The following is a 17,633-nucleotide window of genomic DNA, read 5'->3' on the forward strand; positions in this document are numbered from 1 at the left end:
CGCTAGAATGTGGTGCTCATCGAGATCGAGAAGCTGCGCGGCCGCATCAGATAGGAGGATGCGGGGGCGCCGGACATGTAGTTCGCGATGCCCTTGCGATCGGTGATATTCTCGGCGCGAAGCTGGAACTGGTAGGTGCGGTAGCTCACCCCTGCTCGCAGATCGAAGGTCGTGCGCCCGGGCAGGCGGATGTTCGGATCCGAGAGACTGCCGGGGAACGACGTGACCCGGTCCGACTGATAGCGGAAGGTCGCGCCGAACTGGCCTTGAAGATCGCCCCCGAACGGGATCATCTGGTCGAGCGTGGCCGACGCCGTCCAGCGGGGCGTCTGGGGAATGCGATCGCCCGCCGCCGCGCCGATATAGGCGGTCACGCCGGGATCGACCTCGGTGAGCCGCGACCGGGTGTATCCGAGATTGGCGGTTGCCGTGAGCAGCCCGGTCGGCCGTGCGCTCGCCTGGACCTCGAAGCCGTCGACCCTGGCCTTGCCGGCATTGGCCAGCAACTGGGTGCCGTTGAAGATCGTGTAGAGCTGGATGTCGTTCCAGTCGATGCGATAGGCGGACGCTTCGATGCTGAGTTTCCTGTCGAGGAAATCGCCCTTGAAGCCGATTTCATAGTTCCACACCGTGTCGGGATCGATTTTGGCCTGCGCACCGGGGGGCACGACCGCGGCGACCTGCGGTCCACCCGGGCGATAGCCGCTCGCCGCGCGCGCGAAGAAGCTGAGCGTCGAGGTCGGCCGCCAGCGCAGGGTCGCGAGATAGGTGAGCTGATCGTGGCTCGAATGGACCGGCGGGAGCTGCACCGTGCCGCCCAGGAACGCCGTATAATAGACGCCGCCATAGGAGGCGTCGAAGTCCTCGATGCTGTGCGCGAAGCGCAATCCGCCGGTGACGTCGAGATTGTCCGCCAGATAGACGGTGAGATTGCCGAAGGCGGAGAGCTCCTCATAGGCGTCGTTGACCGGGGTCGTGATGATCGAGCCCAGCGGCGCCGGTAACTGGGTATTCGTCGCCATCGCGCGCGCGACGATGTCGGTCGGCGAGGCGATCCGCTCATGCGTGTAGAAGCCGCCGGCGACGAACTCGATGCCGCCCAGCCGTCTGGACGCGAAGCGCAGTTCCGCGGTCTTCTTGACCGCCGGGACCGTCGAGACGACGGCCACGCCGGTGTTCGCCGGATAGACATAGCCCACCGAGGCGAACACGGGGAAAAGCGGCGCATAGGTCGAGGTCAGGTCGAGCTCGGTGCGCAAGGTGCTCTTGAGATAGGCGCCGGTGGCGATGATCTGGCCAAGGTCGGTGTCATATCTGCCGGTGACCGAAGCCAGCCGGTAGCGAACGCGCGTCGGCGCATCGAAGAAATTGCTGTATTTGCGCTCGCCATAGAGCGGGGTCAGCGTGCCGGCGACGCTGGTCTCCAGCGCGGGGCCGCGCGTGTCGATATTCTGGAGCTGGCCGACCGCATCGAGGGTCAACCGCTCGGTCGGCGTCCAGCGGAGAGCCAGGCGCCCGCCCTTGAAACGGCTTCGATTGACGTTGTCGGTACCGGTGCCGATATTGTCGACATAGCCCGGCGCCTCGCGATAGAAGCCCGTGGCACGCAGGGCGAGGCGGTCGATCACCAGCGGCACGTTGAGCGTGGCGCTGGCCGAATAACCCACGCCGCCGCCGTCGATCGCGGTCATCTCGGTCCTGGCGCTGCCCGAAAAGCCCGAGGGATCGGGGGTCTTCGATACGAGCCGGATGACGCCGCCAAGGCTGGACGCGCCGTAGAGCGTTCCCTGCGGACCCTTGAGCACCTCGATCCGCTCGACATCGGTCAGTTCCGGATCCGGCGCGATGAAGGCTCCGCCGCCATTGGCCGAGCTCGCCGTGAACGGCACGTCATCGATATAATAGACGGTGGTCGCGGATTGCTGGAGGCTGCCGGTGGTGAGGCCACGGATGAAGATCTTGCCATAGCCGGGGCTGCCGCTGTCCTGGATGGTCAGCCCGGGCGTCAGCGTCGCATAGTCCCGGACCGACCGGACCCCGAGATGGGCGAGCGTGTCGCCACCGAGGACGGTGATCGCCGACGGCACGTCGCGCAGCTTCTGCTCGCGCTTGCTCGCGGTCACCACGATTTCGCCCGAACCCGTCTCGACGGAGGTCGCATCCGCCGATGCCGCCGCCTGCGCCGCGGCACCCATCGCCGTGAAGCACAGGGCCAGGAAGCCCGCCGACGTGAGACAGATCGATTTGGTCCGTATGCGCATTGATCTTCATCCCCCTCGTCCATCGGCACTGTTCCCGTGCCCACATTCGCGCCCCGCTCCAGCCGGCCTTGTCCGGGCCCGGCAACGATGCGTCGATCGACACGCTAGTCGATGGCCGGCCGCATGGCTTTTCCGAACCGCCAAAAGACCTTCGAGCACCGCCAGATCGCTCGCCGTCGTTGCGGAAGGCGGTTTCTCCTGCCAACACGGAAACGGCGGGAAAGCGGAACGGGACGGGAATGGGCGGCGCGACGATCAAGCGGCCGGTGCAGGAAGAAAGGATCGCCCGCCTTGGCGCGGACAATCCTGGCCATGACCTCCGGGCGGGTTCGCAAGCGGTTGCGGTGCGGCGCTTTCCGCCTCCGGCGAAGGACGCCGTGCAGCAGTCGGTGCGCTATGCCGTCGCGGATTACGCCGTCGATCGGATCGAATATCCCGCTCAACTGGTCGACAGGTTCGTGCCGCTGAGCGAGAGCCACTATCGCTGGCAGGTGAAACAATCCTTCGGCAGCGGCCGCTACGAATTCTGCGGCCTCGCCGACGGGTTCTTCGTCACCTTTGCGGAGACGGAATATCATACGCCCCAGGCGGCCTATTTCTGTTCGCCCGACAGCTTGCACATCTACCTCGCCAGCAGTGGCGACGGCGAATATGTACCCGTCGACGGCGGGCCGTTGAGCTTCGAGGCGCCAAGCACCGTCCTCATCGTCGAGCCGGCGCACCAGCCCCCCGCGGAGGTCACGCTCACGGGGCACGCGCGCTATATCTACATCGTCGTGCATCGCGAGGTGCTGAAGACGCTTTATGCTGGCAGCGCGCACGAACTGCCCGCCCTGCTCCAGGCTTTCCTGGACGGGGACCTGCAACGGACGTCCGGGCGGGCCCTGCCGCTCAGCGCGGCCATGCTACGCTGCCTGGAGGACGTCCAGACCTGCCCTCTGGACGGGCGTCGCCGCCGCATCTTCCTGCAATCCAAAGCGCTTGAGATCGTCTGTCAGGCCCTGGAGGCGTTCGATCAGAGCGAGTGCTTCCGATCGGTCGAGGCCACCAAGCTCACCGCCAGGGGGGTGGTGAAAGCGCAGCGGTTTCTCGAAGCCAACTATGTCACGCCTCCGTCGCTGGAGGAACTCGCGGCCGAAGTGGGGTTGAGCCGTAGCGCGCTATGCACCGGCTTCCGCCAGATTCTGGGCCAATCGGTTTTCGACTATATCCAGGAGCTACGCATGCAGCGGGCGCTCGCGCTTCTGAGCGAGGGCGACGACCCGATCACGCAGATCGCCTATGCCGTCGGTTATAACCGTTCATCGAGCTTCGCGGTCGCGGTGCACCGCCATTTCGGCACGACCCCTTCCAAGCTCCGCCGCCGAGGCGCGCCACCGGCGAATTGACGAGCCCTGTTCCCGCCGGCCTTTGCCCCGGCATCGGGCGGGTTTCGGCTCACGAGGCGCCTTGGGCGGAAACGCTCCGGGCCGGCGCGGCGGCATAGCTCCGGGCCAGTACCGCGCAGACGATGAGCTGGATCTGGTGGAACAGCATCAACGGCAGGAGGATGATGCCCAGTTGCGGCCCGGGGAACAGCAGGCTCGCGATCGGCAATCCGCTGGCGAGCGACTTCTTCGACCCGCAGAACTGCAAGGCGATCTCATCCTCGATCGGGAGCGATAGCAGCCGCCGGCCGATGAAGCGGGTCAGCAGCAGGACGACGGCAAGCAGCAGGGTCAGCACGGCGAGCAGGACCAGCAGATCCGCGACGGCCACCTCATGCCAGATATTCTCGACCATGCCCTTGGAAAAGGCGACGTAGATGATCAGCAGGATCGAGCCGCGATCCGCATATCCCAGCACCGTCTTGTGGCGTTGAATCCAAGCGCCCAGCCAGGGACGAACGAGTTGCCCGACCAGGAACGGCGCCAGCAACTGCAGCAGGATATCGCGGAAGACGTCGAAGGACAGCACGACGCCGCTGGTCTGGAGGAGCCACCCCACGAGCAGCGGGCTGATGAAGACGCCCAGGAAATTGGACAGCGATGCGGCGCAGAGCGCGGCCGCGACATTGCCGTGCGCGATCGATGTGAACGCGATCGAGGACTGCACCGTCGACGGCATGAGGCAGAGGAGGACCACGCCGACCAGCAGCGCCGGCGGAAGCACCCCCGACGCCAGATGGCTGACGCCCAGCCCGAGGGCGGGGAAGAGGGCGAAGGTGCACAGCAGGATCGCCAAGTGCAGCCTCCAGTGAACCAGGCCCGCGAGGGCCGCCCGTGGCGAAAGGCGCGTCCCGTAGAGGAAGAACAGGAAGGCGATCGCGACGTCCGCCGTCGTTGCCGCGATGGCGGCGCCGCGACCGTGGACCGGCAGAACGGCCGCGAGGGCGATCACGAGCATCATCAGCCCGACATAGGGATCGAGGAGGGCGAGGAGCTTTTTCATAGCCTCCGGTCGACCAGTCGGTCATAATTGTAAATACCGATAACCATAGTTATAGTTATCGTATATTGGAATGATAAGCCCATGCTTGACCCGTCCTGGCTGAAGAGCTTCGCCGCCGTTGCGCGCACCCTCAACTTCACCCTGGCGGGGGCGAGCCTGAATCTGCGGCAATCGACCGTCAGCGAACATGTGCGAAAGCTGGAGGCCGCCGCCGGCACGCGACTCTTCGTTCGGGACACCCATTCGGTCAGGCTGACCGTCGATGGCGAGGCCATGCTCGGCTTCGCCCGATCGATCCTCGAAGCCAATGATCGCGCCCTGCGCCATTTCGCGCGCACGGACCTGAGGGGGTCGGTGCGCCTCGGCGTGACCGAGGACGTCGTCCTCGCCGGCTTGCCCGAATTGTTGCGGCAATTCACGGCGGAGCATCCGCACGTCGCGCTCGAACTGGTCGTCGGGCTGAGCGAAGATGTGCGCGAGAAGCTCGAGCTGGGAATGCTCGATCTCGCCTTCATCAAGCGACGGGCGAGCGACAAGCAGGGCGAACGGGTGTGGCGGGAGCCGCTGGTCTGGATCGCCGCGCCCGATTTCATCCTGGATGCGAAGGCGCCGGTGCCGCTGATCGTCCTGGCGCCCCCGGCGATCACCCGCACGGCGGCGCTGACCGCCCTCGAAACTATCGGCGGCCATTGGCACATCGTCTGCACCAGCGGGACGCAGAGCGGCATTCACGCCGCGGTCGCCGCAGGCCTGGGCGTCGCCCCCCATGCACGATCGCTGGTGCCCCCGGGGCTGGATGAGGTTTCTTCGCCGGAACTGCCGCCGCTCGGCGATGTCGAGTTCGTCGTGCTGGCGGGCCGACAGGGACATCGAGGTCCGGCACGGGCCCTGGCCGAAGCCATCAAGAAGGACGGTTCGCTGCTGCGCCGGAAGAATTTCCGGAGCTGACGACCTGCCCGACATCGCCTTTTCCGACCCGCCCGCTTTTCATCGACCGGCGAGCGGCGGGACATCGTCGATCCGGTCGGGACGGTATTGGGGCAGGCGCATCCCGGTCCGCACCCGATAGCATGAGCCGCCACCCAACCGAGATCAAAACGGAGCGGAAAGCCGACACGACGGCGTAGCGGCGGGTCAGGGCAGAGCCTTGGCCCCGCCATCCCCGCGCCAGGGAATCTCAACGAGCATCTTCCCGATATTCATCCCGTCGAACAGGCCAAGGAAAGCCTCCGGCATCGCCGCAAGACCCTGTCGGACGGTTTCGCGGTTTCGGATCCGACCATCGCGGACAAGGGGGATCATCTCGGCCAGGAAGCGATCCCGGGCGCCCATATGGTCCGACACCAGATAGCCTTCCATTCGGATTCGCGCCGCGATCAGCCGTCCGGCGTGGCGAAGCTCCAACGGCCTTTCGCCATTATAGCTATCGATCATGCCGCAGATCGCCACGCGTGCGCCTCGTCGCGAGACGGCGAGCGCCGCATCCAGATGGGCCCCGCCCACATTGTCGAAATAGATGTCTATGCCGTCCGGCGCCGCCGCGCCCAGCGTTTCCAGTAGCGGGTCCCGCTTGTAATCGATGCTATGGTCGGCGCCCAGTTCCAGCGCCCAGGCCGCCTTGCGCGGCCCGCCGGCCGACGCGACGACGCGGAGGCCCCAGGCCTTGGCCAGTTGCACCACCACCGATCCCACCGCGCCGGCGGCGGCGGACACGAAAAGCGTTTCGCCCGCACGAGCGTCGGCAATGACGGCCAGCCCGACCCAGGCCGCCAGCCCTGCCGCACCAAGACCGTTCAGCCAGGCCGTCTCCGGGACGTCGCTGAACGGGATTCTCCAAGGGTCGAGCGAAGATCCCACGATCGCCTCGTCGCGCCATCCGGCCATGTGCGACACGACGTCGCCGGGCTTGAACCCCGCATGGCGGCTTTCGACGACATCGCCCAGCGCCCGGCCCGTCATCGGCTCGCCCAGGATGAATGGCGGCATATAGCCGTGTCCCGCATTCATCCGGGCGCGCATATAAGGATCGACCGAGAGCCAGCGGTTACGCACCCGGATCTCACCGTCCTCCAGGGGGCGATCGGGAATCGGGACCAGATCGAAGTCGCTCGCAACCGGAACGGCTTTGGGCCGTGAGGTCAGGACCCATGCATGCGCCACCGTCATATCCCCCGGCCATGTGATGCGGGCATCGCGCGACGCCGCCCGTCAGCGCGCCGCGACGCTCGCCGACAGCACCCGTCCGCGATCCTGCTCATCGCCGAGCAGGAAGGCGTCGACCCGTTGGACGGCAAGGCCGATCATCGCTCGCAGCGTGTCGGTCGTCAGGCCGGCGGCATGCGGCGTCAGGACGACGTTCGGCACATCGCGCCACCGGTCCGCGGGCGTCGGCTCGGTGGCGAAGACATCCAGCCCCGCTGCCGCCAGGCGGCCATCCCGCAAGGCCGCGATCAACGCGTCCTCATCGACGACGGAGCCGCGGGCGACGTTGACGAGCACCCCGTCGGGGCCCAGCGCCTCCAGGACCGCCGCATCGACGAGATGATGGGACGACGCGTCCGCACGGCAGCAAAGCACCAGCAGGCGGCTCTCGGCCGCGAGCTCGATCAGCGAGGCGGCTTTCGGGAAAGGCGCATCGGACTGTTCGCGCGGGCCCCACCATTGCACGGACATGTCCAGCGCCGACAGGCGATGCGCCACGGCGCGCCCTATCGACCCCAGGCCGACGATGCCGGCGGGAACGCCGGTCATGGTCCGGCGCGACGGCAATCGGTTCGCCGCCTGCCATTCGCCGCGCGCGATGAAATCATGATCGGCGACGATGCCGCGCCAGGCGGCGATGGCAAGGCCCAGGGCGTGGTCGGCCACATCCTTCGCATTGGCCCCGACCGCCGCGACCACCGCAATGCCGTGTCGGGCGCACCAATCGACATCGACCCCGTCATATCCCGAGCCGACACAGACGATCAGGCGCAAATTGGTCAACCGGCCCAGCAGCGCGGTATCGATCCGGTTCTCGCCGGCAGTGACGATCACGCTGACCGCCCCGCCATGCGACGAGAGGAAAGTGTCGCTGCTCTCATATTCCCACAATGCGTGGACCTCGTGGCGCGGCGCCAGGGCGCCGCGGATCGGGCTCATGTTCGGATGGGCCAGCAGGATGTCGGTCATCAGTCTCTTCCCCTTATTGCCGATAGGACGGATCGAGCCGGTCGAGCTTGCGGACCATGGCATCGAACACCGCGCGCTCGATCACCGACAGGTCGTTGGCCGGCGCGTCCTTCACCGTCTTGTTGAGCGCCGACCGGTGGGCGTTGCGGATGTCATGACCGATCGTCAGCAGCGGCTCGTCGCCGACCTGCGCCGCGAGCTGCACTTCGCAGGCGCGTTGCAGCGTCAGGATCGCGCTGAACGCGGCCGCGACGTCCGCGCCGCAGGCCAGCAGGCCATGGTTGCGCAGGATGAGGTGGTTGTTGGTCCCGAGATTCTCGACCAGCCGGACCTTCTCGCCATCGGAAACGACAGATCCTTCGAAATCATGATAGCTCAGCCGATCGACGATCATCGCCGAATAGAAGCTGGTGGGCAGCAGGCCCGCCGGTTGCTGCGCGATCGCCATTCCCGCGGTGGTGTGCGTGTGAATGACGCAATGGGCATCGTCGCGCGCTTCATGGATGGCGCTGTGTATCGTGAACCCGGCCTTGTTGACCGGCCAGTCGCTCGCCCCCACGACGTCGCCGTTGATGTCGATACGGACGAGGTTCGACGCCGTGACCTCCTCATAGAGGAGACCGAAGGGATTGATGAGGAAGTGCCGTTCCGGCCCCGGCAGCCGGAGCGAGATATGGGTGAAGATATATTCGTCCCAGCCCAGCATGGCGACGATCCGATAGAATGCCGCCAGATCGGTCCGGCATTTCCATTCGGCGTCCGCGACATGCTTTGGCGAAATAGCCTTCGGCCGGCTCCCGTCGTTCACGGCAATCTCCTCCAACGATTGGCTGGGCAATCACCGGACGAAGAATAGCCATGTCGAGGGGTGCTCGAACCGGGCGCACCGCAAACTCTTAACCGCTGCCGCAAGCATTCCATCTCCGGCGCGAGAGGCGGCGCGCCGAAAATTGCAGGGACGATCGCCTGGTTGCGCCTCGGCGACAATCGTCCCCGACTTTGGGGTTGGCACGCCCCGACCGCCACGGGATAATCCGCCGCCCATGGTGAAGGATGGCCCGATCAAGCAGCTCGCAACCGATCGTCGCACCGCGACCTTGCAAGGCGGATCGCCGGCCCCGGTGCCCGTCGACGCCGGTCGCGCGCTGAGACGCCGATTGCACCCTCCCCTCCAGCGCGTGGCGCTGTGCAGGCGCGACCTGCCGTTGCGGTCGCTGAACGTCGCGCGATCGGGGAAGCTCTCTATCCTCTATGGCCCGGCAGGTTATGGGAAGACCACCATATTGGCGCAGTGGCGCCAGGATCTGATCGACCAGGGGCTGCCCGTCGCCTGGATCACGGCCGCGCGCGAGGATGGGGATCCGCAGGCATTCCTGAAGGTCCTCATGCTGGCGCTGCGCGATGCCGGCGTCGATCTCGGCGAGGCGGGCTTGTGGGCCTCCGGCGACATCTCGGCCGCCCGCCGGCTGGAAGGCGCCATTCTCGCCCTCGAACGCAGCGGCAAGCCGGCCGTGATCATCGTCGATGCCTTCGAAACGGTCAACGAACCGTCGATGGACGCGATGTTCGCGGATCTGATCGAGATGCTGCCGGATCATGTCCATCTGGTTCTGGCATCCCGCCAAAGGCCGCGGCTGACGCTCTCCACGCATCTGGCGCGCGGCAATGTCCGCCTGATCGGTCCCGACGAGCTGCGGTTCAACGAAAATGAAATGGCGCAGATGCTCGGCGCCACGGTGACGGCGTCCGATCTTGCCGCCCTTTCGGAACGCACCGGAGGCTGGCCCATCGCGGTGCAGCTCCATCAGCTATGGCTCGCGAGCGCGCCGGAAGGGGCCGAGCTGTCCTCCCGGCGGCCCATGGCGGAGCTCACGCAATATATGGCGGACGAGGTGTTGCGCACGCTCACCGACGCGCATCGGGACCTTCTGACCGATCTCTCGATATTCCCGGAGATCGAGACCAACCTGGCCGATCATGTCCGTCAGTCGGAGGACAGCGCGCTACTGCTCGAGGAAATATCCGACCTGCTTCCCGGATTGATCGAGCGGCACGGCGCCGGGATCGAAACCAGCTATCGCCTGCACCCGCTGATCGCCGACCATGCGGGGCGGCAGTTGAAGACAGGTCGCGGGCGCGAAGCCCTGCTGCGCCACCGCGCGGCGCTGTGGCTGTGGAACGACAGGCGCCACGGCGAAGCGTTGAACCAGGCGATTCTCGGTCATGACAATGGCTTGCTGAGGCTCTTCACGGAAACCTTGCCCACGCTCGAGATCTTCCTGGCGCACGGCACCGACGAATTGCGCGCCGTGCTGCGGGTCCTGCCCCCCGGATCGCTCCGCCAGTCGCCGCGGATCAGGCTCGCGGAGGCCCTGATCCTGTCCAAGGCCGGCCTGTTCAAGGATGCCTGGAAGATTGCGGAAGCGGTGGCGGCGGAGAGCGCAGGCGGCGATGACGACCCGCTCCAGGAAACGGAACGCCTGACGATTCGGTCGATCATCGCCAGCCACTTCATGACCGCGTGCTCGGTTGCCGACATGGCGCTCGATCGGATCAGCCGGATCGCCCCGACCACGCCCTTGTACTGCGCCTTCCTCGATACCGGGCGGCTCCTGACCTATCAGCAAAGCGGCGACCTGGAAGCGGCGCGCATGGCGCTGGCGCGAGCCAGGGCCGCCTATGACAGCAGCGGGGACTTTCCCTTCTCCCATTCCCATCTGCGCGCCCACGCGCTGCAGATCGCGCTCGCCGAAGGCCGGCTCGGCGATGCATCGGAGCTGAGCCACGCGATGCTCGCCGAGCATCAGGATTCGCCCATGGCCCATATATGGCTGGCGATGGCGCGGACCGCCCTTTCCGCCGTCGAATATTGCCGCACCTACCGCCTGCGCGCCGCGGATCAGGTCAAGATGGCGATGGTGCTTCTTGGCGAAGGCGATGCGACGTTCGATCAATATGCGATCGTGCTTCCAATCATCCTCGATGCCGCGATGCGACGCGACGGGGCGGACATGGCGTTGCAGGAAATCGCGGTCGCCACGAAGCGATTTGCGGAACGCGGCCTGATATCGATGACGATCATGATGGAGGCGCTGGTGCTCCTCTATCGGCTACGATCGGGGTCGGCGCCGCGGACCATCGATCCCCGGCAACTGGATCTCGCTTTGCGGCCGCCATCGGCATCGCCCTGGCGCGAGCGCGACAGCGTCCGGCACGCGGTCGCCCTGCACGCGATATCCGTCGCTTCGCCGGAGACCGCCCTTTCCGTCGCCCAGGCGATGCTGCGCGACGGCCAGGCCGGAGGCCGCGTCGGAACACGGATCAAGGCGCTGGTCCTCACCAGCCTGGCGCATGAGCGGGAGGGCGACCGGCCTGCCGCGGATCGCAGCATGACCGAGGCCCTGCGCCTCGCCGTCGACGAATCCGTGGTGGCGCCATTTGCCGAGGAGGGCCCCGCCCTGCACCCGATTCTCGAACGCATCGCCAAGGAAGAGCCGACGTCGAAATTGGCCCGTCATCTCGAAAGGATCCTCCAGCTCATAAACGCGTCAAGCCACCCCAGCCAACTGACCGACCGGGAAGCGGAAATACTGGCTCATCTGGCGGACGGCGTATCGAACAAGCTGATCGCGCGGCGGCTGGCCCTGACGGAAAACACCGTCAAATTTCATCTGAAGAACATCTTCGCCAAGCTGGGCGTCGCCAGCAGGAAAGAGGCGGCGGCCTGCGCCTTCCGCGATCTGTAGGCCGCTCCGGCAGAATCCCACCCGAAAAACCCGACTGTCCCACTCGCCTGCCCTGTCGCCAAAGCTCGGCGGCGATGGTGTCATGCGAACCGGAAAACGACGGCCGGACGCGATGCGCATAACAGCCCGCGCGCGCCGGGAGAGGATATCGGAACATCCATGGCCGCATCGGAAGATCGCACGAAATCCGTCAGGACATATTGCCGGATATGCCCAGCCGGCTGCGGCATGATCGCCGATGTCGTGGATGGGAAGGTCGTCGGCGTGCGCGGCGACAAGGCGCACCCGCTGTCATATGGATATCTTTGCCCCAAGGGACAGGCTTCGGCGAAGGCCCATAACAGCCCCCACCGCCTCGACAGGCCGCTCATGCGGAGCAGCGGCACATTGTCGCCTGCGAGCTGGGATGACGCGATCGGCGATATCGGCGGAAAACTGGTGGAAATCCGCCAAGCTTCGGGGCCTGATGCGATCGGCGTCTATTTCGGAACCGCCGGCTTTTTCGACACGGGAGGGATGTTCAGCTTCCCGTTCATCGGGCAATTGGGAACGACGAGCCTCTATACGGCGACTTCGGTCGACTCCCCCGGCTATCAGCTCGTCGCCGAGCGCATGTCGGGCAATCATTGGCTGCTGCCGAAGCCCGACCGGGACGCGAACTTCGTGATCCTGAACGGGATCAATCCGATCGTTTCGCACGGCCATAATTTCTTCATGGCGGCTCCCAAGGCGCAGCTACGGAAATGGGCGGCACGCGGTGGCCTCTGGGTGATCGACCCCCGGCTGACGGAATCGGCGGAGATCGCGACGGGACATCTGCGCCCGCTCCCGGGAACCGAATATGCGCTGTTCGGCTTCCTGATCCGCAGCCTCCTCGCCGATGGCGGCGCCGACGTCGAATTCCTGAGGGACTTTTGCTCGAACGTCGACAGCTTGCGCGACAGCGTGGCGCCGTTCGATCTCGATGCCGCCGCCTCGATCACGCACATAGAACAATCCGAAATCCTCCGCCTGCTCGCGGGAATCCGCCAGGCCGGCAGGATCGCGCTGCAACTGGGCACCGGCACTTCGATGTCGAAGAACGCCAATGTCACGACCTGGCTGGGATGGGCCCTCAACGCCGTGACCGGCTCGCTGGATCGGCCGGGCGGCATGTGGATCAATCGCGGCATGCTGCAGGATCTGGCAAAGGTCGGATGGCAGCCGACCAACACCACCCGGCCGGGCCCGAAAAGCCGCCCCGACCTTCCGGGCCGCGCCGGCCAGATGCCGAGCGGCGCGCTGATCGACGAAATCGAGGCCGGCAATCTCAGAGCCCTGATCGTCGTCGGCGGGAATCCCGTCATCGCCCTGCCCGACACCCGGCGATTGACCGCCGCGCTGGGCAAGCTCGACCTGCTGGTCGTGCTCGACGTCCTCCCCACCGGGACGACCGAGCTCGCCACGCACGTCCTCCCCTGCACCGGACAGCTCGAACGCGCCGACATCAGCATGGGAGACATCGCCTATACGCGCGAGTTCGCCCAATATGCGCCGCGCGTCGTCCCGCCCGGGGCGGAACGGCGGCCGACATGGTGGATCCTGGGCGCGCTGGGCCGCCGGCTCGGCATCGAGATCGCGCCCCCGGATCCCGATGCCGACGAAGCGGCGCTGTTCAGGCCACTGGCGGCCGCACCCCGCTTCGACATCGCGGCGTTCGACGGCGACACCGCCGTGAGTTTCCTGGAGGAGGAATGCAGCTTCGGCTGGGTATCACGCTTCCTTCCCGACAATCGCTGGAACCTCGCCCCCGAAGAACTGGTCGAGCAGCTCAAGCACAGCACGCCGCCCGGCTGCGATCCGGAGGCGCTTCTGCTGATTCCATCGCGGCAGCGCCACAAGATCAACTCGACCTTCAACGACGGCATTGCGGACCGGCACGGCCACAGCCTGCCCGGTCTCTATATCAGCGAGCGGGACGCCGCGCGTTTCGGGCTGGAGCCCGGCGGACTGGCCGAGGTGGCGAGCGCAACCGGCAAGCTGGTGGTGACGGTCCACATCGACCGGCGCATGGGGGATGGCTGCGTCAGCATTCCGCATGGCTTCGAGCGGGCCAATGTCGGTCACCTGACCTCGACGCGCATCAACACCGACCCGCTGTCGGGCATGATCGAGCAGTCGGGTGTCGAGGTTCGGGTGCGGCCGATCGGTCCGCCATGATCTGTCGGAAACGGCGTCGGGATCGAGGACCCACCCGAAAAACCGGCCTCTCCCACTCGCCCGCTTCCTCGCCAAGTATCGGCGAAAATGTTGTCATGCAATCGCAACACGAAAATCAAAAAGAGGGGAAGTATCTTGAACAAGGCATATTGGCTCCACGCCGCAATTCTCGGAAGCATGTCAACGCTTCCAAGCAATGCCCTGGCACAGAACAGCGATCCGGCGGGAACGGACAACCCTAATGAAATCGTCGTAACGGCGCAGAATCGCACCGAACGGCTTCAGGAAGTTCCTATCCAGGTCAGCGCCCTGAATTCGGAAGCCATCGGCGATGCCGGCATCAAGTCGACCGCCGATGCGCTGTCGCAGATCGCCAATGCGAGCTTCGATCGCGGCAATAACTACCGCAGCAACTACATCACCATGCGCGGGCTGACCCAGTTGAACAATGCCGATCCGCCCGTCGCGTTCGTCGTCGACGGCGTGCCGCAGACCAACCAGGAGAGCATCGGCGTCGCGCTGTTCGATGTCGAGCGGATCGAGATCCTCAAGGGTCCGCAAGGATCGCTCTATGGCCGCAATGCGGTCGGCGGCGCGATCAACGTCATCACCAAGGAGCCGACCAACGACCTGAGCGGCTTCTGGAACCTGGCGGTTTCGAAAGGCGAGACCGTCGATGCGTCGGCCGGCGTGTCCGGAGCGATCGTCGACGACGTCCTGCTGTTCCGCGTCGCCACCACCTACAAGCATTCCGATGGCCTCATCAGGAACAGCTTCCGCGGCGATCATTCGGACTATATCGACCATGACTACACGTTCCGCGGACGGTTGATCGCCAAGCCGTCGGACGCGCTGAAGATCGACCTGCGCGCGGAGTATAACAAATACGCCGCCGGAGGGAATTACTACTCCGCGGTCTTTTCGGGCGATCCCAACGACTTTGTCGACCCCCAGGCCAACCTGCCCGGACTGACGAGCGGATCCGTCACCGACCTGACCGCGAAGATCGACTATGATCTCGACTTCGCGACCCTGACGAGCATCTCCAACTATTCGGACTTCAAGCTGTCGGCGCGCTCGGACGGCGACATACGCAACCCCGTCACCTCGCCGGGCGGCTTCTTCGGCCTCGGCTTCCAGCTCGGCCAGGGACAGGATCTGAAGCGCCGGATATTCAGCCAGGAAATTCGGCTGGTTTCGCGCAGCGACCAGCCGCTGCGCTGGCTCGTCGGCGGATATTATCTGGATACCGACCGTTCGCTGCGCTCGCGCTTCTTCTTCGATTTCAACGGCCAGCCGTCGCAGATCGACAGTCCGGCCAATCTCTTCCTCGACAACAACGAAGGAAACGACAACCGCGCCTACGCCTTTTTCGGCCAGGTCGACTACGACATCCTGACCAACCTTACGCTGACGGGCGGGCTGCGCTACGACAACGACCGGCGCGTCCAGACCAATCTGAACAGCAACACCGTCCGCAAGGCGCGTTTCGATCGCCTTCAGCCCAAGGTCACCCTGGCCTGGAAGCCGGGGGACAACAAGCTGATCTACGCCACCTTCGGCACGGGCTTCCGGTCGGGCGGCTTCAACGCCCCGAACGCGCCGGTGCCGGTGTTCGCTTCGGAAACGCTCAGCAATTATGAAGCGGGTTTCAAGACCCAGTTCCTCGACAGGCGCCTGACCGTCAATGGCGCCGCCTTCCAGACCGATGTGAAGAATTACCAGTTCTTCTATCTCGACACCGCTTCCGGCGCCCAGATCATCGACACGATCGGCAAGGTCCGCATCCGGGGACTGGAGCTGGAGCTGATCGCTTCGCTGGCCGATCGCCTTGAAGCTTCGGTCGCGGTCGGGGTCATCGACAGCAACATCCGGAACAGCGTCTTCGCCGCCGACATCGGCAACCGCGCGCCCCGGACCGTGCCTTTCTCGACCACCTCCTCGCTCCAGTACAAGCCGTCCCTGGGCGGCGACGTCGAAGGGCTGGCGCGCGTCGAATGGCAGCATTTCGGCAAGAAATATTGGGGCGCGGACAACGTCGCCGTCCAGAATCCCTATGATATCGTCAATGCGCGACTGGGGGTCAATTTCGGACAGTTCGGTGTCTATGGCTTCGTCCGCAACCTGTTGAACGACAAATATTATGGCGAGTTCTTCCAGCCGAAATATTCGGGGCTGGACATATTCATCGGCTATCCCGGAGCGCCGCGAAGCTTCGGCGTCGAAATGAAGATGAGCTTCTGAAATGTCGGACGCTCATTTCCGAATCGGAATCGACGTCGGCGGGACCAACACCGACGTCGTCCTGATGGACGGCCGCACGGTGCTGGGTTCCGCCAAGCATTTCACCACGCCGGACGTCAAATCCGGCGTGGTGAATGCGGTGCGGACGGTGCTCGACACGACCGGCATTCCCATAGGGTCGGTGCGGGCGGTGATGATCGGCACCACCCAGTTCGTCAACGCGTTCATCGAAAGGCGCGGGCTGGAGCCCGTCGCCGCCATTCGCATCGCCTTGCCCAAGGGGGATGGCGTTCCGCCATTTTCGGGCTGGCCGGCGGATGCCATCGAGGCGGTCCGCGGCGAAATCTACATGGTGGGCGGCGGCCTGCTCTACACCGGCCAGGAATATGCCCCCCTCGACGTCGATGCGATCCGCGCGGCGGCGCGCGATGCGCGGGCCAAGAACATCCGAAGCTTCGCCATATCCGGCGGCTTCTCTCCGCTCTGTCCGCAGATCGAGGAGCGTGCCCGCGCCATCGTGCGCGACCATGTGCCCGACGCCTTCGTGACCTTGTCCACCGAACTGGGGGGACTGGGACTGCTCGATCGCGAGAATGCCGCGATCATCAACGCCAGCCTCGCCGCGCTGGCGTCTCGGATCGTCCCCGCGCTGGACCGCGCGATCGGCGAGCTGGGCATCAAGGCGCCGATGTACCTCAGTCAGAACGACGGTACGCTAATCACGGCCGATCGCGCCATGGCCCTGCCGATCCTGACCTGCGCCGCCGGCCCGACGAACAGCATCCGGGGGGCCGCCTTCCTGACCGGGCTGACCGAGGCGATCGTCGCCGACATCGGCGGCACCACCACCGATATCGGCTTCCTCGCCCGGGGCTTCCCCCGCGAAACCGCAACCGCCAACCATATAGGCGGCGTCCGCACCAATTTCCGGATGCCCGACCTGCTCTCGATCGGCATCGGCGGCGGCAGCATCATATCGGAAGAAGGCGGCGGGACGGTCGTAGGCCCCACTTCGGTCGGGCATCGTCTTCCGGCCGAGGGGCTGGTCTTCGGCGGCGCGACCCTGACCGCGACGGATATCGCCGTGCGCGCGGGCCATGCCGAGATCGGCGATCCCGGCCTCGTCGCCCATCTGCCCCCATCCCTGGTCGATGCGGCGGTGGAGACGATCCACCTTCGGATCGAGGAGGCGATCGACCAGATCAAGACCAACGCGGCCCCCATGCCGCTGGTCCTGGTGGGCGGCGGCCATATTCTGGTGAACCGCCCGCTGAACGGCGTTTCGAAGGTCGTCCGCCCCGATCACGCCGCGGTCGCCAATGCCGTCGGCGCCGCGATCGCCCTCGCCAGCGGACGGATCGACAAGATGTACGACGTGAAGACGCTCGGACGCGACGCTGTCATCAAGCTCGCGACGGGCGAAGCCATCGCCGCCGCCGTGGAAGCCGGCGCCCAGGCCGATGCGGTGGACGTCATCGAGCTCGTCGAGCTACCGATGACGCACATGCAGGACGGCGCGGTGCAGGTGAAGGTCCGCGCGGTCGGCCCCATCGCCGCCTTCGCCTGACCCCGCGGCAATCGA

The 17,633-nt window shown here is 65.7% G+C and carries 11 protein-coding genes; 6 read left to right on the top strand and 5 right to left on the bottom strand.

Annotated elements, in window-relative coordinates:
* Positions 1 to 2 precede the first annotated feature (2 nt).
* A complete protein-coding gene (locus tag HRJ34_RS10705) occupies positions 3 to 2,261 on the bottom strand; it encodes a TonB-dependent receptor (protein WP_208634073.1) in 2,259 nt (752 codons plus the stop codon).
* Here HRJ34_RS10705 and HRJ34_RS10710 point away from each other — a divergent pair.
* On the top strand, positions 2,261 to 3,649 hold the full coding sequence (locus tag HRJ34_RS10710; protein ID WP_226949147.1) for a helix-turn-helix transcriptional regulator: 1,389 nt from the start codon (positions 2,261 to 2,263) through the stop codon (positions 3,647 to 3,649). The two genes, HRJ34_RS10705 and HRJ34_RS10710, sit on opposite strands and share 1 nt — an antisense overlap.
* Before the next feature lie 49 nt (positions 3,650 to 3,698).
* On the opposite strand, the gene HRJ34_RS10715 is transcribed toward HRJ34_RS10710, so the two are convergent.
* Positions 3,699 to 4,691 carry a bile acid:sodium symporter family protein gene (locus tag HRJ34_RS10715; protein WP_012050382.1) on the bottom strand — a complete coding sequence of 331 codons (993 nt, stop codon included), beginning with the start codon at positions 4,689 to 4,691 and terminating at the stop codon, positions 3,699 to 3,701.
* 81 nt (positions 4,692 to 4,772) lie between these two features.
* Between HRJ34_RS10715 and HRJ34_RS10720 the strand changes: the two genes are divergently transcribed.
* Positions 4,773 to 5,639, top strand: a complete 867-nt coding sequence (locus HRJ34_RS10720) for a LysR family transcriptional regulator (protein WP_012050381.1) — start codon at positions 4,773 to 4,775, stop codon at positions 5,637 to 5,639.
* A 186-nt stretch (positions 5,640 to 5,825) separates the two neighbouring features.
* Here the strand turns inward: HRJ34_RS10720 and HRJ34_RS10725 are convergent, their stop codons facing one another.
* Genes HRJ34_RS10725 through HRJ34_RS10735 form a run of 3 tightly spaced genes read right to left on the bottom strand, consistent with a single transcriptional unit; the run spans position 5,826 to position 8,670 of the window.
* Entirely contained in the window at positions 5,826 to 6,857 is a 1,032-nt protein-coding gene (locus HRJ34_RS10725; RefSeq protein WP_016743920.1) for an NADP-dependent oxidoreductase, read from the bottom strand.
* A 42-nt stretch (positions 6,858 to 6,899) separates the two neighbouring features.
* Positions 6,900 to 7,862, bottom strand: a complete 963-nt coding sequence (locus HRJ34_RS10730; RefSeq protein ID WP_208634074.1) for a 2-hydroxyacid dehydrogenase — start codon at positions 7,860 to 7,862, stop codon at positions 6,900 to 6,902.
* 13 nt (positions 7,863 to 7,875) lie between these two features.
* A complete protein-coding gene (locus HRJ34_RS10735; protein WP_012050378.1) occupies positions 7,876 to 8,670 on the bottom strand; it encodes a class II aldolase/adducin family protein in 795 nt (264 codons plus the stop codon).
* Between the two features lie 235 nt (positions 8,671 to 8,905).
* On the opposite strand from HRJ34_RS10735, the gene HRJ34_RS10740 reads away from it, so the two are divergent.
* The 4 genes from HRJ34_RS10740 (at position 8,906) to HRJ34_RS10755 (ending at position 17,618) form a co-directional block, all read left to right on the top strand.
* Entirely contained in the window at positions 8,906 to 11,608 is a 2,703-nt protein-coding gene (locus HRJ34_RS10740) for a LuxR C-terminal-related transcriptional regulator (protein ID WP_226949148.1), read from the top strand.
* Between the two features lie 159 nt (positions 11,609 to 11,767).
* Entirely contained in the window at positions 11,768 to 13,807 is a 2,040-nt protein-coding gene (locus HRJ34_RS10745) for a molybdopterin-containing oxidoreductase family protein (RefSeq protein WP_208634075.1), read from the top strand.
* Between the two features lie 87 nt (positions 13,808 to 13,894).
* Complete coding sequence (locus HRJ34_RS10750) at positions 13,895 to 16,051, top strand: TonB-dependent receptor (protein ID WP_226949149.1); 2,157 nt, start codon at positions 13,895 to 13,897, stop codon at positions 16,049 to 16,051.
* Position 16,052: 1 nt separating this feature from the next.
* The gene (locus HRJ34_RS10755; protein WP_208634076.1) at positions 16,053 to 17,618 is read left to right on the top strand and encodes a hydantoinase/oxoprolinase N-terminal domain-containing protein; all 1,566 of its coding nucleotides are present in this window, start codon (positions 16,053 to 16,055) and stop codon (positions 17,616 to 17,618) included.
* Positions 17,619 to 17,633 lie beyond the last annotated feature (15 nt).

The organism is Rhizorhabdus wittichii, assembly GCF_017607425.1.
GTDB lineage: Bacteria > Pseudomonadota > Alphaproteobacteria > Sphingomonadales > Sphingomonadaceae > Rhizorhabdus > Rhizorhabdus wittichii.